The 23,268-nt window shown below is 73.7% G+C and carries 18 protein-coding genes and 2 pseudogenes; 6 read left to right on the top strand and 14 right to left on the bottom strand.

The genetic code is table 11. The features are described from left to right. Nucleotides 1-16: 16 nt before the first annotated feature. From B124_RS10575 to B124_RS10565, 3 genes are all read right to left on the bottom strand, one after another. On the bottom strand, nucleotides 17-682 hold the full coding sequence (locus B124_RS10575; RefSeq protein WP_496502479.1) for a response regulator: 666 nt from the start codon (nucleotides 680-682) through the stop codon (nucleotides 17-19). After that, the gene (locus B124_RS10570; protein WP_496502478.1) at nucleotides 679-2,064 is read right to left on the bottom strand and encodes a sensor histidine kinase; all 1,386 of its coding nucleotides are present in this window, start codon (nucleotides 2,062-2,064) and stop codon (nucleotides 679-681) included. The genes B124_RS10575 and B124_RS10570 overlap by 4 nt, the downstream gene beginning before the upstream one ends. Before the next feature lie 146 nt (nucleotides 2,065-2,210). Further along, complete coding sequence (locus B124_RS10565; protein WP_496502477.1) at nucleotides 2,211-2,912, bottom strand: TetR/AcrR family transcriptional regulator; 702 nt, start codon at nucleotides 2,910-2,912, stop codon at nucleotides 2,211-2,213. A gap of 140 nt (nucleotides 2,913-3,052) precedes the next feature. On the opposite strand from B124_RS10565, the gene B124_RS10560 reads away from it, so the two are divergent. Continuing rightward, nucleotides 3,053-3,508: a nitroreductase family deazaflavin-dependent oxidoreductase gene (locus tag B124_RS10560; protein WP_496502476.1), complete on the top strand. Its 456-nt coding sequence runs from the start codon at nucleotides 3,053-3,055 to the stop codon at nucleotides 3,506-3,508. Here B124_RS10560 and B124_RS10555 read toward each other — a convergent pair. Further along, the gene (locus tag B124_RS10555; protein ID WP_496502475.1) at nucleotides 3,492-4,868 is read right to left on the bottom strand and encodes a geranylgeranyl reductase family protein; all 1,377 of its coding nucleotides are present in this window, start codon (nucleotides 4,866-4,868) and stop codon (nucleotides 3,492-3,494) included. The two genes, B124_RS10560 and B124_RS10555, sit on opposite strands and share 17 nt — an antisense overlap. A gap of 156 nt (nucleotides 4,869-5,024) precedes the next feature. Between B124_RS10555 and B124_RS10550 the strand changes: the two genes are divergently transcribed. Beyond that, entirely contained in the window at nucleotides 5,025-6,395 is a 1,371-nt protein-coding gene (locus tag B124_RS10550; RefSeq protein WP_496502474.1) for a dipeptidase, read from the top strand. Nucleotides 6,396-6,461: 66 nt separating this feature from the next. On the opposite strand, the gene B124_RS10545 is transcribed toward B124_RS10550, so the two are convergent. From B124_RS10545 to B124_RS10520, 6 genes are all read right to left on the bottom strand, one after another. Then, nucleotides 6,462-7,040: a class F sortase gene (locus B124_RS10545; protein ID WP_496502607.1), complete on the bottom strand. Its 579-nt coding sequence runs from the start codon at nucleotides 7,038-7,040 to the stop codon at nucleotides 6,462-6,464. A 386-nt stretch (nucleotides 7,041-7,426) separates the two neighbouring features. Beyond that, nucleotides 7,427-8,104 carry a hypothetical protein gene (locus B124_RS10540; RefSeq protein WP_496502473.1) on the bottom strand — a complete coding sequence of 226 codons (678 nt, stop codon included), beginning with the start codon at nucleotides 8,102-8,104 and terminating at the stop codon, nucleotides 7,427-7,429. A 245-nt stretch (nucleotides 8,105-8,349) separates the two neighbouring features. Continuing rightward, complete coding sequence (locus B124_RS10535) at nucleotides 8,350-9,306, bottom strand: NUDIX domain-containing protein (protein WP_496502472.1); 957 nt, start codon at nucleotides 9,304-9,306, stop codon at nucleotides 8,350-8,352. Nucleotides 9,307-9,676: 370 nt separating this feature from the next. After that, entirely contained in the window at nucleotides 9,677-10,615 is a 939-nt protein-coding gene (locus tag B124_RS10530; protein WP_496502471.1) for a carbohydrate ABC transporter permease, read from the bottom strand. Continuing rightward, on the bottom strand, nucleotides 10,612-11,532 hold the full coding sequence (locus tag B124_RS10525) for a carbohydrate ABC transporter permease (RefSeq protein ID WP_496502470.1): 921 nt from the start codon (nucleotides 11,530-11,532) through the stop codon (nucleotides 10,612-10,614). The genes B124_RS10530 and B124_RS10525 overlap by 4 nt, the downstream gene beginning before the upstream one ends. Nucleotides 11,533-11,538: 6 nt before the next feature. Beyond that, entirely contained in the window at nucleotides 11,539-12,813 is a 1,275-nt protein-coding gene (locus B124_RS10520) for an ABC transporter substrate-binding protein (protein WP_496502469.1), read from the bottom strand. A 272-nt stretch (nucleotides 12,814-13,085) separates the two neighbouring features. Between B124_RS10520 and B124_RS10515 the strand changes: the two genes are divergently transcribed. Then, nucleotides 13,086-15,170 (top strand): NPCBM/NEW2 domain-containing protein, encoded by a 2,085-nt coding sequence (locus B124_RS10515; RefSeq protein ID WP_496502468.1) that lies wholly within the window; start codon nucleotides 13,086-13,088, stop codon nucleotides 15,168-15,170. A 90-nt stretch (nucleotides 15,171-15,260) separates the two neighbouring features. Here the strand turns inward: B124_RS10515 and B124_RS10510 are convergent, their stop codons facing one another. Then, entirely contained in the window at nucleotides 15,261-16,235 is a 975-nt protein-coding gene (locus B124_RS10510) for an ROK family protein (RefSeq protein WP_496502467.1), read from the bottom strand. Between the two features lie 153 nt (nucleotides 16,236-16,388). Between B124_RS10510 and B124_RS10505 the strand changes: the two genes are divergently transcribed. Both B124_RS10505 and B124_RS10500 read left to right on the top strand, forming a co-directional pair. Beyond that, nucleotides 16,389-17,375, top strand: coding sequence for a LacI family DNA-binding transcriptional regulator (locus B124_RS10505; protein ID WP_496502606.1), 987 nt, complete (start codon nucleotides 16,389-16,391; stop codon nucleotides 17,373-17,375). A 260-nt stretch (nucleotides 17,376-17,635) separates the two neighbouring features. After that, nucleotides 17,636-18,829, top strand: coding sequence for a fumarylacetoacetate hydrolase family protein (locus B124_RS10500; protein WP_496502605.1), 1,194 nt, complete (start codon nucleotides 17,636-17,638; stop codon nucleotides 18,827-18,829). Nucleotides 18,830-19,026: 197 nt separating this feature from the next. Here the strand turns inward: B124_RS10500 and B124_RS10495 are convergent, their stop codons facing one another. Next, nucleotides 19,027-20,346, bottom strand: a complete 1,320-nt coding sequence (locus B124_RS10495) for a DUF6986 family protein (protein ID WP_496502466.1) — start codon at nucleotides 20,344-20,346, stop codon at nucleotides 19,027-19,029. Between the two features lie 164 nt (nucleotides 20,347-20,510). Then, nucleotides 20,511-21,561, bottom strand: a pseudogene (locus B124_RS10490) (RNA-guided endonuclease InsQ/TnpB family protein). Nucleotides 21,562-21,816: 255 nt separating this feature from the next. Here B124_RS10490 and B124_RS10485 point away from each other — a divergent pair. Beyond that, nucleotides 21,817-21,987 (top strand): annotated as a pseudogene (locus B124_RS10485) (winged helix-turn-helix transcriptional regulator); the annotation flags it as partial. Between the two features lie 41 nt (nucleotides 21,988-22,028). On the opposite strand, the gene B124_RS10480 reads toward B124_RS10485, so the two are convergent. Continuing rightward, nucleotides 22,029-22,928, bottom strand: coding sequence for a hypothetical protein (locus B124_RS10480; RefSeq protein ID WP_496502465.1), 900 nt, complete (start codon nucleotides 22,926-22,928; stop codon nucleotides 22,029-22,031). Nucleotides 22,929-23,268: the final 340 nt, after the last annotated feature.

The raw sequence follows: 23,268 nt of genomic DNA, 5'->3' as shown, positions 1-23,268 counted from the left end.
GGCGGCCGGGGGCAGGTCAGCCGAGCCAGCCGGGGCGCACCAGCCCCGACTCGTACGCCTGCACCACCAGTTGCGCCCGGTCGCGCACCCCGAGCTTGACCATGGCCCTGCTGACGTGGGTCTTGGCCGTCAGCGGGCTGACCACCAGCCGGCGGGCGATCTCCTCGTTGGACAGGCCCATGCCCACGAGCGCCATGACCTCCCGCTCCCGCTCGGTCAGCTCGTCCAGCGCCGCTGCCGCCGCGGGTTCCTTGGAGCGGGCGGCGAACTCGGAGATCAGCCGGCGGGTGACGCCCGGGGAGAGCAGCGCGTCGCCTTCGACCACGGCCCGTACCGCGCGCACCAGTTCCTCCGGCTCGGTGTCCTTGACCAGGAAGCCGGAGGCGCCGGAGCGGATCGCCTCGAAGACGTACTCGTCCAGTTCGAAGGTGGTGAGCATGACGACCTTCACGTCCGCCAGGTCCGCGTCGCCGGTGATCCGGCGGGTGGCCTCAAGGCCGTCGAGGACCGGCATGCGGATGTCCATGAGGACGACGTCGGGCCGCAGTTCGCGGACGAGGGCCACGGCCTGCTCGCCGTCGGCGGCCTCGCCGCACACCTGGACGTCCTGCTGGGCGTCGAGGAGGGCGCTGAAGCCGGCCCGTACGAGCACCTGGTCGTCGGCGAGCATCACGCGGATCACTGGCGCTCCTCTGGGGTGTCGCGGTTGGGAGTGCCGCGGCTTGGGGTATCGCGGCCGGGGGTGTCGCGGGTGCGGGGCTGGCGGCCGGCGTTCACGGTATCCGCCGGGAGCGGGATGCGGGCCCGCACCCGGAAGCCGCCGTCGGGCCGGGTGCCCGCTTCGACGGTGCCGCCGAGCGCGGCGGCGCGCTCGCGCATGCCGACCAGGCCGTTGCCGCCGCCGGTGAGGCCGCTCGCGGTGGCGGGGCCGTCGTCGTCGATGCGCAGCTCCAGCTCGCCGGGGGCGTAGCGGACGAGGACGCGGGCGGTGCGTGAGCCGGAGTGGCGGACGACGTTGGTCAGCGCCTCCTGGACGATGCGGAACGCAGCCAGTTCCGTGCCCGGCGGCAGCGGGGAGCGCTCGCCCTCGACGGTGACGTCCACCGTGAGGCCGGCCGCCGCCGCCTGCTCCTTCAGCTCGCTGAGCCGGTCGAGGCCGGGGGCGGGCGAGCGCGGGGCGCCGCCGGGGGTGCGCAGCGCGTCGAGCACCTGGCGGACCTCGCCGAGGGCTTCCTTGCTGGCGGACTTGATGGTGGTGAGCGCCTCGCGGGCCTTCTCGGGCTGCTGGTCGAGGAGCGCGAGGCCGACGCCGGCCTGGATGTTGATCACGGAGATGCTGTGCGCCAGCACGTCGTGCAGCTCGCGGGCGATGCGCAGCCGCTCCTCGTCGGCGCGGCGGCGCCTGGCCTGCTCGCGCTCGGCGCGCAGGGCGGCCCACTGCTCGCGGCGCGTGCGCGCGAGTTCGCCGCCCGCGGCCACCGCCAGCACCCAGGCGACGACGAACAGCACCTGGCCCCAGTTCCCGCCGCCGTCGTCGCCGGGCGGCAGCCAGCGGTAGAGGACGCCGGTGTACGCGACATGGCCGGCGAAGAGCAGTGCGAGCGCCGCCCAGGCGGTGTGGCGCTCCCCCACCGAGATCGCCGCGAAGCAGGCCACGGCGGCGCTGAGGAAGATCGGCCCGTACGGGAAGCCCGCGGCCAGATAGCCGAGGCAGACGGCGACGGTGCCGAAGGCGGCGGTGCGCGGGTAGCGGTGCCGCAGCAGGAGGAGGACGGCGGCGGCGAAGAGGAAGCCGAGGGCGCCGGGGAAGGCGTCGGCGCGGTCGCTGGCGTGGGAGGCGCCGCGGGTGCCGGCGACCATGAAGAGGGTCAGGACGAGGGTGGAGCGCCAGGGCAGCCGGTCGCGGCTGGGCAGCCAGCGCAGCAGGCCGGGCAGCGGCCTGTCGGGGTCGCCGGGGCCACCGCCGGGTCCGGGGCCGTGGGGGCCGCCGAACGGGGGCCACGGCCGGCGCCGGCCGCCGGCCTCGTGATCCCGCCCCCGGCACGGGGGTCCTCCGCGTCGCATGGCTGAAACGCTAACCGGCGGCGGCGGTTTCCGGCGTCAGCCGTACGCGGGCACCCGGCGTACTCCCGGTGGAGTACCTGCTCAGCGGGGGGCCGGTGCTGCGGGAGGGACCGCGGGGGGCCCGGGGCGGGTGCGCGGCGGGGCGGCTACGCGGCGGGGGTGCGCAGCCCGACGCCGCGGCCGAGGTCCGCCACGGCCCGGTCGAAGAACTCCTCGCGGGCGTGGACGACGTTGCGGAACTGGCCGAACACCTCGAAGCCGACGAGGCCGAAGAGCTGCGACCAGGCGGCGGTCACCCGCGCCATCGCGGCCGGGTTCAGCCGCACGTCCAGCCGCCGGATCAACTGCTCCGCGTCGTAGAGCACGGCGGCGGACTCGACGGGCGCGGGGGCGAGCAGCCCGGCGTCGGCGGCGTCCTCGGCGATGCCGATGAGCGCGAGGGGGACGCGGGAGGCGTGGGCGGTGGTGTCCTCCGGGGCGGCGTAGCCGGGCACCGGGGAGCCGTAGAGGAGGGCGTACTCATGCGGGTGGGCCAGCCCCCAGCGGCGTACGGCGTGGCAGGCGGCGGTCCAGCGGAGCACGGGGTCGGCGGCGGGCGCGGCGGCGACGGCGCGCTCCGCGGCGGCGCCGACGGCGTCGTAGGCGTCGATGATGAGGGCCGTGAGGAGGTCGTCGCGGCTGGGGTAGTAGCGGTAGAGCGCGGAGGAGACCATGCCCAGCTCGCGGGCGACGGCGCGCAGCGACAGGCGGGCGGCGCCTGCCTCGGCGAGCTGGCGTCTGGCCTCGGCCTTGATGTTCTCGGCGATCTCGGTGCGGGCGCGCTCCCTGGCTCCTGTGACCCTCGTCATGGGGGCCAGTCTGCCATTCCGAGAGCAGTGCACACAAACAAGAGCACTGCTCTTGCATGAGAGCAGTGCTCCGGTGCACACTGTTCTCGAACGAGAGCAGTGCTCTCGAATCAGATCACCGCTCACGCCAGGAGGTCACGATGACCACACAGCAGCCCTACTACCTCAAGGCCGGTCCCGTCGCCTCGCGGCTCAACAGAGCGGTGGGCTGGCTCGCCCGCCGCGGCGTGAGCATCATGGGCACCGCCGAGCTGTCCGTCCGCGGACGCACGTCCGGCAAGATGCTGCGCCTGCCCGTCAACCCCCACCGCCACGACGGCGCGCAGTACCTCGTCTCCGCCCGCGGCCACTCCCAGTGGGTACGGAACATGCGCGCGGCCGGCGGCGGCGAGCTGCGCGTCGGGCGCAAGGTGCGCGCCTTCACCGTCGAGGAGCTGCCGCCCGCCACCGCCGCGCCCGTGCTGCGCAGCTACCTCAAGCGCTGGGGCTGGGAGGTCAAGCAGTACTTCCAGGGCGTGACGGCCGACTCCTCCGACGAGGAGTTGCTCGCCGCCGCCCCCGACCACCCGGTCTTCCGCCTCACCGAGACCCGCTGACCGCGCCTTTCCGGTTCAGCAGCGACAGCGCCCGGTGCGCCACCGGGTGGGTGCGGACGATCTCGCCGAGCGTCGTCGACCCCTGTGTGACCTTCGCGAACATGTGCCACGCCGGCCGGAACCCGGTCAGCGCCGCGTGGAAGACCGCGGGGTGCCGCTCGAAGGCCGCCAGCATCCGCCGCCCGACCGCCATCTCCACGCCGAGGCCGGCCTTGACGGCGAAGGCGTAGTTGAGCGCCTGGCGCCGCGCGTCCACCGCGTCCTGCGCCTCCGCGATCCGCACCGCCCACTCCCCCGCGAGCCGGCCGGAGCGCAGCGCGTACGAAATGCCCTCCCGGGTCCACGGCTCCAGCAGCCCGGCGGCGTCACCGCAGACCACGACCCGGCCGCGGGACAGCGGGGAGTTGTGCGCGCGGCAGCGGGTGAGATGCCCCGACGACAGGCTCGGCTCGAAGCCCGCCAGGCCCAGCCGGGCGGTGAACTCCTCCAGATAGCGCTTCGTCGCGGCACCGTCGCCGCGGGCGGAGATCACGCCGACCGTCAGGGTGTCGCCCTTGGGGAAGACCCACCCGTAACTCCCGGGCAGCGGGCCCCAGTCGATGAGGACCCGGCCGCGCCAGTCGTCGGCGACCTCCGGCGGCACCGGGATCTCCGCCTCCAGGCCCAGGTCCACTTGCTCCAGCTCCACCCCGACGTGGCTGCTGGTCCGCCCCGCGCTGCCGTCCGCGCCGACCACCGCGCGGGCCAGCACCTTCTCGCCGCCCGCCAGGTGCACGGCCACCGTGCGCCGGTCCGGCACGTCGGGCCCGTGCTGCTCGACGCGGGCGACGGTGACGCCGGTGCGCAGCCGCGCGCCCGCCGTCTGCGCCGCCTCGGCCAGCCGGGCGTCGAGCTCGGCGCGGTTGACGAGCCCGAACAGCGTGCGGCGGGAGCGGCGCGTACGGGCGAGCCGGCCGCGCATGGTGAACGTCACGGCGTTGACGCGGTCGCGCAGCGGCAGTTCGACGCCGTCGGGCAGCGCCTCGCGGGACAGCCCGATGATGCCGCCGCCGCAGGTCTTGTAGCGCGGCAGGTCGGAGCGCTCCAGCAGCAGGACGCTCCGGCCCTGGCCGGCGGCTGCGTACGCCGCCGAGGCCCCGGCCGGGCCCGCGCCGATCACGACGACGTCCCAGACCTTCGGATCCCCGCCGGTCCCGCCGGCTTCCGCGCCCGCGGGCGCCGCCTGGGGCTCCGCCGGTGCCGGCGTCTGCGCGGCCGGTTCGTCCGGCGTCCCGGCCCGCGCCGCGTCCCGCGCACCGCCCGGCGACCGGTCGTCCGCCGCTTCGCCCGCTTCGTTGCCCGCCTCGTTCTCGATGGTCACGTTGGCTCTCTGCTCCTGTTCCCGGCAACCCCCACCGGGGCGCCCACCTGCCGCATCCTAGAACGACGCACCGCTGTGCGATGATCGTCACCGCTAGCCCCGATTCCGGGACCCGACACCGCAGGACACAACGCAGTTCTCCCGAGGAGCGTTCCCATGGACACCGATCGGCTCGCCGGCACCGTCGCCGGCCTGCTGCCGCGCGCCCGTACCGAGCTGGCCGAGCTCGTCTCCTTCCGCTCGGTCGCGCTCATCGATCCGGAGCGCTTCCCGGCGAGCGAGTCCGACGCCGCCGCCGGCTGGGTCGCGGACGCCCTGACCGCCGAAGGCTTCACGGACGTACGGCTGCTCGACACCCCCGACGGCACCCGCTCGGTGTACGGGTACCTGCCGGGCCCGGCGGGCGCCCCCACGGTGCTGCTCTACGCCCACTACGACGTACAGCCGCCGCTCGACGAATCGGCGTGGCTCAGCCCGCCGTTCGAGCTGACCGAGCGCGACGGCCGGTGGTACGGGCGCGGCGCCGCGGACTGCAAGGGCGGCGTGCTCATGCACCTGACCGCGCTGCGTGCGCTGCGCGAGAACGGCGGCGTGCCGGTCTCGGTCAAGGTCATCGTGGAGGGCTCGGAGGAGCAGGGCACCGGCGGCCTGCAGCAGTACGCCGAAGCGCACCCGGAGTTGCTGGCCGCCGACACGATCGTCATCGGCGACGCCGGCAACTTCCGCGTCGGGCTGCCCACGGTCACGGCCACGCTGCGCGGCATGACGATGCTGCGCGTGCAGGTGGACGCGCTGGCGGGGAACCTGCACTCGGGCCAGTTCGGCGGCGCCGCCCCCGACGCCCTCGCCGCGCTCATCCGGATACTCGACTCGCTGCGCGCCCCCGACGGCTCGACCACGGTCGACGGTCTGGCGCCCGGCTCCACGTGGGACGGCCTGGCGTATGCGGAGGAGGACTTCCGCCGGGACGCCAAGGTGCTGGACGGCGTGGAGCTGATCGGCTCCGGCAGCATCGCGGACCGCGTCTGGGCGGGCCCGGCGGTGACGGTGCTCGGCATGGACGTCCCCTCGGTGGCCGAGGCCACGCCCTCGGTGCAGGCCACCGCGGCGGCGCTGGTGAACCTGCGGCTGCCGCCGGGCCACGACGCGGCCGAGGCGACGGCGCGGCTGGCCGCACACGTCGAGGCGAACGCGCCGTGGGGCGTGCGGGTGACCACCGAGTCGTACGGCTCGGGCGAGCCGTTCCGCGCCGACGTCACCAGCCCCGCGTACCGCGCGATGGCCGAGGCGCTGCGGGCGGCGTACCCGGGCGAGGAGATGCAGGTGGCCGGGCAGGGCGGCACGATCCCGCTGTGCAACACCCTCGCCGGCCTGTATCCGGAAGCGGAGATCCTGCTGATCGGGCTCTCCGAGCCGCAGGCGCAGATCCACGCGGTGAACGAGAGCGTGTCGCCGGAGGAGTTGGAGCGGCTGTCGCTCGCGGAGGCGCTGTTCCTGCAGACGTACGCGGCCGGGCGCACGGACTGAGGCCGCGGGCCCGCGCCGGCGGTCCGGCCGGCCGCCGGCCGGGGGAAGCCGGCCGGAAGGCCGCCGTCAGACGACGTCCGTGAGCCGGGCGAAGACGACGACGTTGCCCTGGTAGCCGGGGTTGTCCCCCTCGTCGCGGTAGTCGCCGCCGCAGGTGAGCACGCGCAGCTCGGCGCGGTCGGTGTCGCCGTAGACCCGCTTGCCGGGGAAGGCGTCGGCGTCGAAGACCTCGACGGCGTAGACGGTGAACTCCGCCGTACGGCCGTCCGCCCGGTCGACCCTGACGACCTCGCCCCGCTCCAGGCCGCCGAGGCGGTAGAAGACGGCGGGCCCGGCGGCGTCGTCGACGTGCCCGGTGACGACGGCGGTGCCGGCCGCGCCGGGAGTGGCGGCGTCCCGGTACCAGCCGGCGAGGTCGCGTACCCCCGGGGGCGGCGCCGCGAGCCAGCCTTCGGCGTCCAGCCCGACGTCGGTCAGCGGCGCGTCCACGCCGATGGCGGGGATGCGGATCGCGGCCGGCGGCGAGGTGGGCAGCGGCGGGTGCGCGGGCGGGCCGCCGTTGGCGAGCGCGTGCTGCGCGGAGGGCTGCGGCGGGCCGATGCCGCCGGTGAGGGCGGTGTGGATCATCCCGATGCCCAGGAGCATCACGCAGCTGACGAGGCCCGCGGCGAATCTGCTGCGCAGCGCACCGGCGACGCCCGCGCCGCCCTCGCCGTCGCCACCGCGGTCCGGGGGCGGGCCGCCGGGCGCGGTGCCGTTCGGGGCGGCCTCGTAGCCGGTCATGTCGTGGGGCGGAGTGCCGTACGGGGTCATGCCGAAGGGCATGGTGGCGTAGGGGTCGATGGTGCGTTGCTCGTGCATGATGCGGACCGTTTTCTGCGCATAGGGAGCGGGGCAGGGCGGGCTGCGCGGAGCGGAACGGGCTGCGGGGGGAACTGCGCGGGGGGCCGGTTCTCGGCTCTGCCGTGCGCCCCGCGGCCCGTAGGCCGCGGGGCGCACGCGGGATGCGGACCGCTGCCTGCGCCGCGCGGTCAGTCGCGCCCGGGCGCCTCCCGGCGCCGCAGGAGCAGGACTCCGCCGAACGCGCCGGCGGCCGTGAGCCCGGCGCCGCCGGCGAGCATCGCGGTGTGGTCCTCCTGAGAGCCGCCCAGTCCGCCGCGGGCGGGCTGGACGGGCTTCACCGGCTGCGCCGGCTCGGCGGGCCGGACCGGCGCGGCGGCCTCCTTGCCCGGTTCGGCGGGCCGCACCGCCTCCTTGCCGGGCTGCGCCGGCCGGGTCTCTGCCTTGTCCGGAGCGTTGCCCGGCTCCTGGCGCGGCCTGGCCGTGGCGCCGACCTCCGACCCGTCGCCGCCACCGGCGGCGGCGATGGTCAGCGGCGCGGTGCCGGACTCGGCGCCGCAGGTGAAGGTCACGTCGAACGTGGCGCCCGGCTTGGCGTCCAAGTCGACCTTCACCTGCGCGCTCTGGGTGCCGCCGCCCATGCCGAGGGCGGTCTTGCCGAAGACCGCCGAGGAGGCCGTGGCTTCCTTGTCGCACTCCGTCACGTCCAGATCGACCGTGCCGCCCGGTTTGACGGTCTTGGGGGTGACGGTGAAGCCGAAGGAGGTGATGTCGTCGTCGTTGCCCTGCGCCGTCGCCGCCGCGGCCGTGAGGCCGGCGGCGAGGGCGCCGACGGCCGCGGCGGCCAGCGCCGTGGTGATGATCCGCATCGGTCGTTCGCTCCTGAAGTGGGGGACGCGACGACGTGGGCCGCCGCTAGCACAGACGCTATGCAGCCAAAGGCAGTGACACGCACTCAAAAACTGCTGAATGGGGCAATAGCGGGGCCAATGGAGTTGCTACGGACACCCGTCCGGGCATCCCGCGGTCCCGTGCCCGTACGCCCGGGACCGGCATGCCTGTCGGGCCCGTACGCCTCCCGCCCCGCTTTGCCGCCTGACTCGCGTCCCCTGCGCTACGCCCCGTCCGCGACCGGTGCGCCGCCCTCCAGGTAGACCGCCGCACCCCGCCGCCGGGCCCGCAGTGCCCAGCGCAGCCGGCTGAACCGCACCGACGGCAGCAGCCCGCCCGCCTCGTCCTCCGTGACGAACCGCCAGGCACGCAGCTCGGGCCCCGGCAGCAGCACACCGGCCGCCTCCGCGGGGCGCAGCCGGCCGCCGTCGTAGAGCAGCCGCAGCCCGCCGTACTCGGGCGGCCGGGGCGGCTCCCAGTCCACCACCAGCAGCCGGGGCGCCCGCCGCAGGCTCAGCCCCAGTTCCTCCGCCACCTCCCGGACGCCGCCCCGCGCGGGCGCCTCGCCGGCCTCGACGATGCCGCCCGGGAACTCCCAGCCCGGCTTGTACGTCGGATCGACGAGGAGCACCCGGTCGTCCTCGTCGAAGAGCAGCACGCCGGCGGCGAGCGTCTCGCCGGTGGGCTCGGAGTTCTGCACGATGTCGCAGTATCCGGCCCCGGCGCGCAGGCACAACGCGATCTGCTCGGCCGCCTCGCGGGGGGTGTGACCTGCGGCGTCGACGAGGTGGGCGTCGCCGGTGAGCCAGTGCGGAAGGGACCCGGTGTGCAGGATCGTTTCGTCAAACGAGACCAGCAGATGCCGCACTTCGAAGCCGCGAGAAGCCAGCCGCCCGAAGATCTCGTCGCGGTGCTCCTGGCGCCACAGCGCCGCCGGCACCACCAGCGGACCGTCCGCCTCCGCCAGCAGCGCCGCCGCCGTCTCCACCACCAGCCGGCGCCACGACGGCAGCTCCTGCTCATCGCCGACCTCGTCCAGGCGCTTCTGCGGCAGCAGTTCGCGCAGTTGCCCGCCCGTCAGCTCCGGGTCGTAGAGCATGCTCCCCGGCGTCAGCTCCACCAGTTCGTGCGCGACGCGGCGCAGCCCCTTATCCCATGCGCCGTTCAGCCAGACGATCACATGTTCCCCCTCTCAGCCGACCCCAGAGAGTTGCCCGCTACCTGCTCCCGGGGAAACTCCGCGCGAAGAGTTTGGCCATCGGGCTACGTCACACCACCGCGACCCGGCGGGATTTCGCCGGGTCGCGGTCGCAGCCGGGCGGCCGGCCCGTACGCCGTCATGCCCTGCGGGACCGGGCCGTACGGCGTGCGGGACAGGGCCGTTCGGCCCTCCACCGCACGCCGCCGACCAGGCAGGATGACACTCACCAGCCCGCTTCACGCGAGCCGGGTCCGGCGGCCCGGTCCGGAGGTCGGCAAAGGCTGACCGACGACTCCCCCCGGGCCGCCGGCACCTCCCCCGACGGGCCGCCGACGCTCTCCCGCCCGCCTCACCCCTTCGTGGAACCGAGGGTCAGACCGGCGATGAAGTGGCGCTGCAGCAGCAGGAAGACGACGATCGTCGGCAGCGCGACCAGCACGGACCCCGCGGCGAGCAGGTTGTAGTCCGTGAAGAACTGCCCGCGCAGGTTGTTGAGCGCCGACGTGATCGGGAGCTTGTCGCCGTCGGAGATGAACACCAGCGCCCACAGGAAGTCGTTGTACATCCAGGTGAACTGCAGCGTCCCCAGCGCCGCCAGCGCCGGCCGGCACAGGGGCAGGATGATCCGCCAGTACCGGGTCCACACCCCCGCGCCGTCGACGACCGCGGCCTCCAGGATCTCCGTGGGCAGCGCACGCATGAAGTTCGCCAGCACGAAGACGCAGAAGCCCAGCTGGAAGCCGACGTTGACGAGGATGACGGCCCAGTACGAGTCGTAGAGCAGCATCGACTCGGACATCCAGTAGGGCAGCTCGATGCGGTTGAACATCACGTACAGCGGCGTGACGATGACCTGCTGCGGCAGCAGGTTGCCCGCGGTGAACAGGATGATCAAAAAGAACCCGCCGCGGATGTTCAGCCTGGTCAGCACGAAGGCGGCGAACGAGGCGAGGAACAGCACCACCAGTACGCCCGGCACCGCGATGATGAGCGAGTTGATGAAGTACTTGCTCATCTGCGAGTCGGAGAACGCCTGCCGGTAGTAGTCGAACGACAGCTTCCGCGGCAGGGAGAAGTAGCCGTGCTCGGCGGTCTCCTCGTACGGGCGCAGCGAGGCGTACACGGCGAGCAGCAGCGGGGCCAGGAAGGCGAGCGAGACCCCGCCGAGGAAGATGTGCACGCCGAACCGCCCGCGGCGGGGCCGGCGCGGGCCCTGGGGGTCCGGCGCCTTGGACGTGGCCGCGGCGCCGGGACGCCCCCCGGGCGCGGTGGGCGCGTGGGCGCTCATCGGCTCTCCTCCCCGCGCATCTCCTGCACCAGGTACGTGACGATGAACCCCAGTGACACGGTCAGCAGCACCACGGCGATGGCGGAGCCGAAGCCGACGCGGCTGGCCTCGCCGATGATGTTGTCGGTGACGAGCACGGAGAGCAGCTCCAGTCCGTTTCTGCCCTTGTTGATGGCGTAGACGATGTCGAAGGCGCGCAGCGCCTCGATGACGGTGATGACGAGGACGACGACGTTGACCGGCCGCATCGTGGGGAAGATCACGCGCAGGAAGGTCTGCCGCTCGTTCGCGCCGTCGATGGCGGCGGCCTCCTTCAGCTCCGGCGACACGGCCTTCAGCCCGGCCAGATAGAGGATCATCACGTAGCCGGTGTGCCGCCAGGCCGCGGCCAGCAGCACCATCCAGATGTTCAGGTCCCGGTCGCCGAGCCAGTCGGTGGGGTTGTCCTGGTTGCCCAGGATGGCGTTCAGCGCGCCCTGGTCGCGGGAGAAGACCAGTTGGGCGATGAAGCCGACGACGGCGAGGGAGAGGACGACCGGCAGGTAGATCGTGGACTGGTAGAACCGCGAGAAGCGCACCCCGCGGTCGATGACGACCGCGAGCAGCAGCCCGAAGGGCGTGGCCACCAGGCCCAGGAAGGCGATCCACAGCAGGTTGTTGCGCACCGCGGGCCAGAACGCCGGGTAGTCGCCGCTCGCGAGGGTGTCGTAGTTGTCGGTGCCGACCCAGCTCAGGTCGGACAGGCCGTCCCAGGAGGAGAAGGACAGGGTGACGGAGGCCACGGTCGGCCCCCAGATGATGAACAGGTCCAGCAGGATGGCCAGACCCAGCAGCACGCCGATGACGGCGAGGTCGCGGGCGGTGAACCGCCGCGGACCCCGCCGTCGGGTGCGCCGCGCGGAGGTGACGAGCGGCACGGTGGACTACTCCCCGCCTTCGGCGAAGATGGTCTTCTTCTGGCTCTCGATGCCGTCCAGCAGCCCGTCGATGTCGTCGGGGTCGTCGATGAAGTCCTGAAACGCCTTGATCATGACCGTCGAGGCGAAGTCCGGGCGGGTGTCCCGGTCGAGGAACTGGGATATCTGCTTGGCGCCCGAGACCAGCTCGGCGGCCTTCTTCTGCAGCGTGCCGTAGGAGGAGGTGTCGGCGCCGGAGTTCACGGCGACGTTGTTGGGGTCGGACTTCAGGTACGTCTCCTCGGCCGCCGGGGTGGCCAGGAACGTCAGCAGTTCCCGCGCGGCCTCCTCGTTCTTGGTCTTGGACGACATGAGGTAGCCGTCGATCGGGGCTTCGACCGCGTCCTGGCCGTGCTCGGGCGATATCTCAGGGAAGGGGAAGAAGTCGAGGTCCTCGCGGTCGGCCTCGGGGAACTGCTGGCCGGGCAGCGGCAGGCCGAACACCCCCATGCCGGTCTTCTTCAGGGCCAGTGACTGGGCAGCCTCCTGCCAGGTGCGGCCGTTGGCGCCCTGGTCGTGGTACGGCATGAGGCCGCGCCACAGGTCGAAGACCTCGCGCACCTTGGGGTCCGTCCATGCCTCCTCGCCGGCCATCAGCGACTTGTGGAACTCGTACCCGTTGGTGCGCATGTTGAGGTAGTCGAACGTGCCCATGGCCGGCCAGCCGTCCTTGTCGCCGAAGGCGAACGGGACCAGGCCGTCCTTCTGCATCTGCTTGGCCAGGGCGGTGTACTGGTCGAAGGTCGTCGGTATCTCGTAGCCGCCCTGCTCGAAGACGCTCTTCCGGTAGAAGACCGCCCACGGGTAGTAGTACATCGGCACGAAGTACTGCTTGCCGTCGGCGCCGGTGGACTGGTCCTTCAGCGCGCCGGAGAAGCCGTCGAAGCCCTTCCACAGGTCGCTGATGTCGGCGAGCAGCCCGCGCTCGGCGAAGAACTGCATGCGGTAGCCGGCGAACCACGTGAACACGTCGTCCGGCCGGCCCTGCAGGTAGCGGTTGATGTTCTCCTGGAACGTGTTGTGGTCGACGGTGTTGACGTCGACCGTCTTCTCCGACTTCTTCTCAAACGCGTCGAGCACGTCCTGGAGCGCCTTGCGGGGCACCTCGTCCGAGGCGTTGGACCCCATCGTCACGGTCTTGCCGTCCCCGCCCGGACCGCTCCCGCACGCGGCGAGCAGGGTCGGGAGGGTGACGGCGCCGGCGCCCAGAGCGACGCCCCGCAGCAGACTCCGGCGCGTCAACGGTGACGCAGCGGCGGGGCGGCCTACAGTCCTGCTGACAGAAGATGAGGCGCTCATCGCTCCCCTTCCGGTGAAGTGTTAACCAAACACAATCGAACGTGGATTGAGGGATCACACCTCCACCCACGGGCACTGTCAAGGGTTTTGACCGAGTGTCAGCCAACTGTTACCGCATCTCTTCCGACAGAGTCGAACAAGCTCTACCGTAAACGCTCGTGTGACGCGTCCATGACCCATCCGTTCGCAACACCCCACCCAGAGGAGTGGATCCGATGCGGAACCTACCGTTCGGACGAAGAGTCGCCGGCCCCCGCACACGCACGCTGATCGGCGCCGCGGGAGCGGTCGCGCTGTGCGCGACCCTGACCGCACCCGCCGTGGCGGCGCCGACGGGAATCCACAAGCCGAGCGCAACCGCCGCCGCGAAGCCGGCGGCCGGGCCGGAGCTCCGGCTGCCCGACGGGCTGGCCGAGACCCCGCCGATGGGCTTCAACAACTGGAACTCCACCCACTGCAGGGAGGAGTTCAACCACGAGATGGTCACGGGCATCGCCGACATCTTCGTCGAACGGGGCCTGAAGGACGCCGGCTACGAGTACGTGAACCTCGACGACTGCTGGGCCCTGCCCGAGCGCGACGCGAACGGCAAGCTCGTCCCCGACCCCGAGCGCTTCCCCGACGGGATCAAGGCGGTGGCCGACTACGTCCACTCCAAGGGGCTGAAGATCGGCATCTACACCAGCGCCGGCACCAAGACCTGCAACTCGGCCGGCTTCCCCGGTGCCCTCGGGCACGAGGAGAGCGACGCGATGCAGTTCGCCGAGTGGGGTATCGACTACCTCAAGTACGACAACTGCAACAACCAGGGCGTCGACGCCATCGAGCGCTACACCAAAATGCGCGACGCGCTGAAGGCCGCCTCCGAGACCACCGGCCGGCCCATCGTCTACAGCATCTGCGAGTGGGGCCAGAACAAGCCGTGGGAGTGGGCCGCGGACGTCGGCCACCTGTGGCGTACGACCGGTGACATCAGTGACAACTGGTCGAGCATGCTCGGCATCATGAAGCAGAACCTGCCGCTGGCCGAGTACGCCGGCCCGGGCCACTGGAACGACCCGGACATGCTGGAGGTCGGCAACGGCGGCATGACCGACACCGAGTACCGCACGCACTTCTCGATGTGGTCGATCATGGCGGCGCCGCTGCTCATCGGCTCCGACCTGCGCGAAGCCGACGAGGCGACGTTCGAGATCCTGGAGAACGAGGACGTCATCGCCGTCGACCAGGACCCGCTGGGCAAGCAGGGCGCCGTGGTCACCTCCGAGGACGGCCGCTGGGTCGTCGCCAAGGAGATGGCGGACGGCAGCCGGGCCGTGGCCCTGTTCAACGAGTCGAACACGCCGCAGCGCATCTCCACCACCGCCGACGCCGTGGGCCTGCCGGCCGCGGACAGCTACCGGGTGCGCGACCTGTGGCAGCACAAGGACTACAACTCCGGCGCGGAGATCTCCGCGACGGTGCCCGCACACGGCACCGTGCTCTACCGCGTCTGGCCCGGTGACGGCGCCGGCAGCTACCCGCCGGCCGCCGAGTTCGGCGCCGACGCCTCGCCGTACGTCGAGGCGGGCGGCGAGGCCGAGGTGACGACGACGTTCCGCAACACCGGCGTCACGCCGGCGAGGAACGTGGCCGTCGCGCTCGAGACCCCCGCCGGCTGGCAGGCGGAGACCGACTCGCCCACCACCGCGAAGAAGGTCGAGCCGGGCGCCGAGCTGACCACCACCTGGCGGCTCACCGCCCCGGCGGACGCCGCGACGGGCCGCCAGGAGTTCCCGCTGACCGCCGACTACGCCGGCCCGTCGGGCACGACCGCGTCGCTGACCTCGACGGGCTCGGCGTATGTGGTCGCGGCCCCGCCCGCGGGGACGACGTACGCGAGCGACTGGGAGTGGCTGGAGGCCGGCAACGGCTGGGGTCCGGTGGAGCGGGACACCAGCGTCGGCGAGCAGTCGCAGGGTGACGGCAAGCCGCTCACCATCGGCGGCGAGACGTACGGCAAGGGCCTGGGCGTGCACGCCGCCAGCGACATCGGCTTCTACACCGGCGAGGAGTGCGAGACGTTCAGCGCCCGGGTCGGGCTGGACGACGAGACCGGGAACAACGGCTCGGTGGCCTTCGAGGTCTGGGCCGACGGCGCCAAGGTCGCGGACTCCGGCGTGCTGACGAACGACAAGCCGGCGCAGCCGCTGTCCGCGGACATCGGCGGCGCCCAGTCCGTGCGGCTGGTCGTCACCGACGGCGGCGACGGTGTGGACTACGACCACGCCGACTGGGCGGACGCGCAGTTCACCTGCTGACGCCCCGTCACGTACCGCACTGAGTGAGGGCGGGTGCGCCGCCGCGCCTGACGCACGCGGCGCCGCACCCGCCCGCACCGCACCCGGCCGTCAGCCGGGCGCGGTGAACCGCCGCAGGCCCAACTCCTGCGCCGCCGCGGCGGCGGCGCCGATCAGACCCGCATCCGTACCGAGATGTGCCGGGACCACCGCCACGTCCGCGGCGTACGACAGCGCGGCGTACGCCTTCAGATGCTGCCGTACGGGTGCGAAGAGCAGTTCCCCGGCCGCCGCCACACCACCGCCGATCACGGCGGCCTCGATCTCCACCAGCGTCGCGGTGGCGGCGATGCCCGCGGCCAGCGCCTTGGCGGCCCGGTCGAAGGAGGCGAGCGCCACGGGGTCGCCGGCGCGGGCCGCCGCGGCGACGCCGGCGGCGGTGTCGTCGCCGTCCGGGCCCGGGGTCCAGCCGGCGGCGAGCGCGCGGCGGGCGATGTTGGGACCGGAGGCGATCCGCTCCACGCAGCCGCGCCCGCCGCAGGGGCACGGGTCGCCGTCGAGGTCGACGGAGATATGGCCGATGTGCCCGGAGTTGCCGGTGGGGCCGGGGTACGGGCGGCCGTCGAGCACGAGCCCGCCGCCGACGCCGGTGGAGACGACCATGCACAGCGCCGCTGACCGGCCGCGGGCCGCGCCCTGCCAGTGCTCGGCGGCGGCCATGGCGACGCCGTCGCCGACGAGCACCACGGGCAGCCCGCCGGCCGCCTCGCGCACGGCGGCCACCAGCGGGTAGTCGCGCCAGCCGGGGATGTTGACGGGGCTGACGGTGCCCACGGAGGCGTCCACGGGTCCGGCGCTGCCGATGCCCACGGCGGTCGCAAGGGCCCAGCCGGCGGGGTCGGCGGCGGAGAGGTCGCGCAGGACGCCGGTCACGGCGGCCGTGATCGTCTCGCCGTCCGCGGCGGCGGGGGTGGGCCGCTGGGCCCGGGCGAGGAGCCGGCCGCCGACGTCGACCAGGGCCGCGGCCGTCTTCGTGCCACCGATGTCGAGCGCGGCGACGAGTTCGGTCGGCTGGGCGGCGGCCATCGTGGCGCCTCCTGGAGGGGCGGTGCGGGCGTCGGATTGCGGTGCGCGGTCAGTCTGCCCGGCATGTGACAACGTTGTCCAGCCCCTATCATCAGGCGGGTGTCCGATCACCTCCCCGGCCCGCAGCGGCCCCGCTACGGCAGCCGCCCGACGATGAAGGACGTCGCCGCCCGCGCGGGTGTCGGCCTCAAGACCGTCTCGCGGGTGGTCAACAGCGAGCCCGGCGTCACGCAGGAGACCGAGCGGCGCGTCAGGGACGCCATCGACGCGCTCGGCTTCCGCCGCAACGACAGCGCGCGCATCCTGCGCAAGGGCCGCACCGCCACCGTCGGGCTGGTCCTGGAGGACCTGTCCGACCCGTTCTACGCGCCGCTGAGCGGGGCCGTGGAGGAGGTCGCCCGCGCGCACGGCTCGCTGCTCATCCACGGCTCCAGCGGCGAGGACCCCGGGCGCGAGGAGGAGTTGGTGCTCGCGCTGTGCGCACGCCGGGTGGACGGTCTTGTGGTCGTGCCGGCGAGTGCCGACCACAGCTATCTGGAGCCGGAGCTGGCGGCGGGCGTGGCCGCCGTCTTCGTCGACCGGCCGCCGGGGCGGATCAGCGCCGACACCGTGCTGTCCGACAACTGCGGCGGCGCCCGCCGGGCGGTCGAGCACCTCGTCGGGTACGGCCACCGCCGGATCGGCTTCATCGGCGACCACCCCCGTATCCACACCGCCGCCGAGCGGCTGCGGGGCTACCGGGAGGCGATGGCGGACGCCGGGCTGCCGGTGTCCGCGGCGTGGACCTCGCCGGGCAGCACGGAGCCGGCGCGGGTGGCGGCGGAGTGCATACGGATGACGTCGGGGCCGGAGCCGGTGACGGCCCTGTTCACCGGCAACAACCGGGTCACCGTCACCGCCGTGCGGACGCTGGCGGCCGGCGGCAGGACGGCGGCGCTCGTCGGCTTCGACGACTTCGAGATGGCCGACCTGCTCTCCCCCGGCATCACCGTCGTCGCCCAGGACCCCGCGGAACTGGGCCGGCGCGCGGCGGGACGGCTCTTCCAGCGGCTCGAAGGCGCCGTCGGCGACCCGGAGCGGCTGGTGCTGCCGACCCGGTTGATCGCACGGGGCTCTGGCGAACGCCCGCCGGCGGGCTGAGGCGGAGCGGCCGGCGCGCGCGGCGGGTTCGCCGGGCGCGAGGGCGCGGGGCACGAGGCGCGGGGCACGAGGCGCGGGGCACGAGGCGCGGGGCACGAGGCGCGGGGCGCGGGCCCGGAGGCGCGGGGCTACGGCTCGGAGGCGCGGGGCTACGGCGAACTTCCGTCAGGGGGGTCGCCCTTTCCCGGGCGGCTGTGTTCCGATCACCGTGCGAAGTCCGTACGCCCACGCCGCCACGCGCACAGAAAGGCCGGATGCCCATGGCCTCCCGCGAGATCCCCTCCGCCCCCGCGGACGTCCTGCCCGCAGACGCGGACGCCGCTCTGCTGGTCGGCCGCCTTCTCGACCCCGCGGACGGCGGCCCGAGCCTGGTCACCGTCCGCGGCGACGCCCTCGTCGACGTCACCGCCCTCGGGCCGACCGTCTCGGACCTGCTGGAGCACCCCGACGCCGCCGCCCGCGTCCGCGGCGCGGCGGACGGGCGGAGCTGGCCCCTCGCCGAGGTGCTGGCCGCGACCGCCGGCGGGGACGCGGGCCGGCCGCGGCTGCTGGCGCCGGTGGACCTCCAGGTGCTCAAGGCGGCCGGGGTGACGTTCGCGGACAGCATGATGGAGCGGGTCATCGAGGAGCGCGCCGGCGGCGTCGCCGCGGCGGCGGACGAGATCCGCGCGCTGATCGGCGCCCGGCTCGGCACCCGGCTGGAGACGGTACGGGCCGGCAGCCCGGAGGCCGTCGAACTGCTGGCGTGGCTGCGCGAGCAGGGCCTGTGGTCGCAGTACCTGGAGGTCGGCCTCGGGCCGGACGCGGAGATCTTCACCAAGGGACCGGTGCTCTCGGCCGTGGGGTACGGGGCGCGGATCGGCGTGGCCGAGGTCTCCGAGTGGAACAACCCCGAACCCGAGCTGGTCCTCGTCGTGGCCTCGGACGGCCGCGTCGCGGGCGTCACCCTCGGCAACGACGTGAACCTCCGCGACATCGAGGGCCGCAGCGCCCTGCTCCTGCCCCAGGCGAAGGACAACAATGCCTCCACCGCGCTCGGCCCGTTCGTCCGCCTCGTCGACGACGGCTTCACCGTCGACTCGGTACGCGAGGCGACGATCGCCCTGTCGGTGCGGGGCGAGGACGGCTTCGAGCTCAGCGACTCCTCCGACATGGCGCGTATCAGCCGCCCGCTGGAGACCCTGGTCGCCCAGGCGGTCAACCGCCGCCACCAATACCCCGACGGCGTCGTGCTCTTCACCGGCACGCTCTTCGCGCCCACCGCGGACCGCGGCACCCCGGGCAGCGGGTTCACCCATCGCGAGGGCGACCTCGTGGAGATATCCAGCCCGCTCCTCGGCACCCTGCGCAACACCGTCACCACCAGCGAGCGGGCACCCGCGTGGGAGGCCGGCATCCGCGAGCTGTACGCCGGGTTCGCCCGCCGCGGTCTGCTCCCGGCGGCGACGCCGTGACCCGCGCCCGCAGCGGGAGTTCCGGTGCGCGTGAACCGCGCGCCGGCCCGGCGGCCTCGGCCAGCATCCCGGGGGTTGCCGCGGCCTCCTGCCCCGTCCCCCGCACTCCCGCCCAAGGGTAGGCCGCCCCACTGACACGCACGCGTCCCCGGCAGCACGCCGTACAGCCTCCCCATGCGCACCCGCGGCTCCCGCCCTCACCCCCGCGGCGCCCGCCCCGCCAGCGCGTCCAGCTCCGCGCGCCCCAGCCCCGTCCGCTCGGTGACCTCCGCCGTGTCGACCGCCCCGCAGTCCAGCCCCCGCAGCAGGTAGCCGCTGAGGGCCCGCGCCGTCGCCGGCTCGTCGAGCACGCCGCCGGCCCCGCCGTCCGCGCCGGCACCGCGGCCCGCGTACGCCGCCAGCCGGGCGCACGCCGCATCCAGGCCCTCCCGGCAGAACGCGTACACCGCCGCGTACCGGGTGGCCAGGTGGCCCGGGTGCATGTCCCACCCCTGGTAGTACGCGCGCGCCAGCGACCGCCGCACCAGCCCGTAGTGCAGCCGCCAGGCCGCGTGCACCCGCGCCGTGTCCCCCACCGGCAGCACGTTCGTCGAGCCGTCGGACAGCCGTACGCCCGTGCCCGCCGCGGCCAGTTGCATCACCGCCTTCGCGTGGTCGGCCACCGGGTGGTCCAGCGACTGGTACGCCGCGCTCACCCCGCACGCCGCGCTGTAGTCGAACGTCCCGTAGTGCAGCCCCGTCGCCCGCCCGCCGGCCGCGTCGATCATCCGCGCCACCGTGGCGCGGCCGTCCGCGCCGAGGACCGCCTGCGTCGTCTCGATCTGGATCTCGAAGCCCAGCCGCCCCGCCGCGAGGCCGTGCGCCTTCTCGAACTCCCCCAGCAGCGCGGCCATCGCGCTCACCTGCTCCGGGTACGTGACCTTCGGCAGCGTCAGCACCAGCCCGTCCGGCAGTACGCCGCCGCATGCCCGCAGCAGCGCGGTGAGGAAGAGGTCGAGGGTGCGGATGCCGCGGTCGCGGACGGCGGCTTCCAGGCACTTGGCCCGGATGCCGGCGTACGGCGGTGCGCTGCCGTCGCCGACGGCGTCCGCGAGGAGGCGGGCGGCGGCCACGGCGGCGGCGTCCTCCTCGTCGTCGGACCGCGGGCCGTAGCCGTCCTCGAAGTCGATCCGCAGGTCCTCGACCGGCTCGCGCGCGAGCTTGGCGCGCACCCGGCCGTACACCTCTGCCGCCCCCTCGGACAGCCCCACCGCGGCGGCGAACGCGCCGGCGTCGGGCGCGTGCGCGTCGAGCGCGTCGAGGGCCTGCCGCCCCCAGTCGCGTACGGTACGGGCGCGGAAGGCGTCGGCGGGGACGTAGACGGTGTGCACGGGCTGGCGGGTGCCGGGGTCGCCCGGGTAACGGCGGCCGAGTTCTGCGTCGACGGGGGCGAGCGAGGCGGCGATCCGGGCCCGTACGGGGGCGCCGATCGACGTCGCGGCCGAGTCGTCCCGCGCCGAGTCGTCCTGCGCCACCATGCACCCTCCCGGCGTTCAACAGAACGTTGAAGGGAACGTAACCGGGCACGCGGGGTGCGTCAACGGACGGCGACCTCACGCCTGATGAGCGTCCGCAGCTTGAAACCTCCCCTCCCTGAAGGGAAGGGTTCCCTCCTTCCAGGGCTGGTGTGGGGATTCACGGCTCAGGCTGCCTTGGGGGCCAGCGGCCCCCGAGGTCTTACGCCCTCAGCACCGTCCGGGTTGAGACCAGCCCGGACCAGCATCACGCGCGCGGAGTTCTTGTCCCTGGGGGAGACAGCCCCGCACGCGGTGCAGGCATAGGTTCGTTCGGAAAGAGGTAGTGCGTGCTTGGTTCTCGCTCCGCACTGCGCACAGTCCATCGTGGTGTGCGCAGGGTGCACCAGACGGACATCTCGCCCGTGTTTGCGGCCCATCTCAATCAAGGCCGCTTTGGTGGTGCTGATGGCAGCGTCGGCCGCCTTGCGCGCCATCGTGGTCTGGGACAGAAAGCGCGGGCGGAAGTCCTCCACTGCCAGCACGTCATGGTCGCGGACTACCGACTTGGCCCACTTTCGGCCGGTGTCCTGACGCTGCCGGGCGACCTTCTTGTGCAGCTTCGCGGTCTGCCGCTTCGCCTCGCGGTAGCCTCTGGATCCAGCCTGGCCGCGCTTCGGCCTACGGCGGGCCATCATCCGCTGGTACCTGGCCAGCTTCTGCGCGGCCCTAAGCCCGTACTGGGCATGCGGAAGATCGTGAGCATCGGACGTGGTCGTGGCGATCTGACCGACGCCCCAGTCGATACCGATCACGCGGCCGGTGGCGAGCAGCTCCTCGATCACCGGGCGCCACGAACGACGCCCACCAGTGACCGGTACTGTCCCGGTACACGCGCACCGGACTGGGCGGCTGGGGCAGGTCCCGCGACCACACCACACACAGCACGATGCCGCCCGCCAGGTGCAAACGGCCGTCCTTGAGGCGGAAGCCGCGGCGGGTGTAGTTCAGGCTCGGGTCAGCCTCACGCTTCTTCTTCCAGCGGGGCATACCGGCCCGCTGCCGCATCGGCGCCTTGTTCCACAGGTGCGTCTGCTTCGACTTCGCCACGCATTCATTCCACAGCCAGCGGCACCGGTCCCACTCACCGAGCAGAAGACGCTCAGCACCACGAGACACGCGAAGCCGGTAGGTATACCGGGCTACCCCGGAACCCTCCGCCGTCGCGTCCCCAGCCATGCACACCAAGCTACCCCGGAAGACTGACAGTTGAGCCTCATCGCTCTTGATGGTCCCCCACCCGCGGGAACACTGAATCACCCTGACGTCGACTCATCACTCTGCCCTGCTCCGCAGGAGTCCGATTCCTCCCCGGCCTGAAGGCCAGAGCATCCTCGGAGGAACACGGTGACGGTGGAGCGCAGAAGTTGCCTGTAACGCTGCTTCGCCGGCGGGCGACGCCGTGCCGGCGCAGTACGCGTACAGGACCATCGTGTACCGCGTAGGCAGTGGGGCGAGCAGAACTTCTTCGCTCCCGGTGAGCCGCACTCGGAGTTGCTCGACCGGCGGGAGGGCCGGCGCCTGAAGGCACTGGAGGTGCGGTCAGCGGACGGCCGGCGGCTGAGTCCCGACGACACCGCCGTGCACAAGGTCTCCGCCGGGTGAGCCGCGCCGGAGGCCCGCCGGCGGTGTGACGTACGGGGCCTTCAGGACCAGGCGCCGGCGAGCCAGGCGGCCCACAGCACGACCGGCGCGGCGAACGTCAGCAGACGCAGCACGCTGTCCGCCGCCGCGGCGGCGGCGTGGTGCGGCGGCCAGGGCAGGGAGCGTACGCCGGGATCCGTGTCCGGCAGCGGGGGCCCGTCGGCCGCGGCGGCCGACGCCGCCAGACACGCGGCGGCACGCCCCGCCGGACTCAGCGCGTCCGGTACGTCGCCGGGGCCGCCCGCACCGCCAGCGCTGTCCGTGCCGTCCGCCGACGGCACCTCGGTGCCCAACTCCCCGGCCACCTCCGCGAGGAGCGCCCGCTGCCGGGCGCTGGTGCCCCGCTGCGGGTCCCCGCCCCGCCGGCCCGCGCGCACCGCGCCTGGAGCACCGGCCCGCAGCACGAAAGCGGACCGCTCGTCGTACACGACGTACGGCACCTCGCCGTCCCGCTCCGGCCCCGAGCGGACCGCCGCCAGCAGCGCCGGGTCCCGGTCCGCCGAGCGCAGCAGCGCCGCCGCCCCGCGCAGCGCGCCCGCCGCCTGCACCCCGCCGAGGACCCGGCCGCGGTCCGTGACCGTCGTCAGCACCGCGGCCCCCGCCGCACCGGCGGGCACCACCAGCGACACCGCACCCGGCCCCGCGACCACCCAACTGCCGCCCCGCGGCCGGACGCCGCGCCGGCGCAGCCGGTACCCCGCCACGCTCGCCGCCCCCACGGCCGCCGCCGCGCCGAGCAGCCACGGCACCGGCACGTCCCCGGTGATCCGCAGCAGCACCAGCAGGGCGTACGCCGCGGTGAACCGCGGCCAGGTGCCCGGCAGCCCGCCGTACGGCGGGCTCCACTCCCGCGCGCCCCGCGGCAGCCAGGCGTACGGGCTCGTGCCGCCGCTCCCGCTCATGCGCCGCATCCTCCCACGCGGCGCACGCCCGCAGCCACGGTGCCGCCGCGGCATCCGGCGGTCTCACCACACGCGGAAGGGCCCGCGGCAGGGCGGGTTCTAGTGATCCCCGCAACACCCTGGAGTTCAGGGAGTTGCGGGGATCGTGGGTTTTGAGGAGCTGAGGGCGAGGTTCTTCGAGGCGCTGGACCGCGAGGACGGCAGTGTCGCGGGTGCTGCTCGGGCGGTCGGGGTGAATCGGCACACGGCGGCTGGGTGGGCGCGGAAGGCCGGGGTGCGTGGCCGTGGGAAGTCGGGCAGGGGCGGGCATCCGGGGCGGGCGGAGTATGACCGGCTGCGC

This window comes from Streptomyces sp. CNP082, from assembly GCF_059570535.1.
Note: the sequence above shows the minus strand (reverse complement) of the source record. Positions and strands in the feature narration are given on the sequence as shown.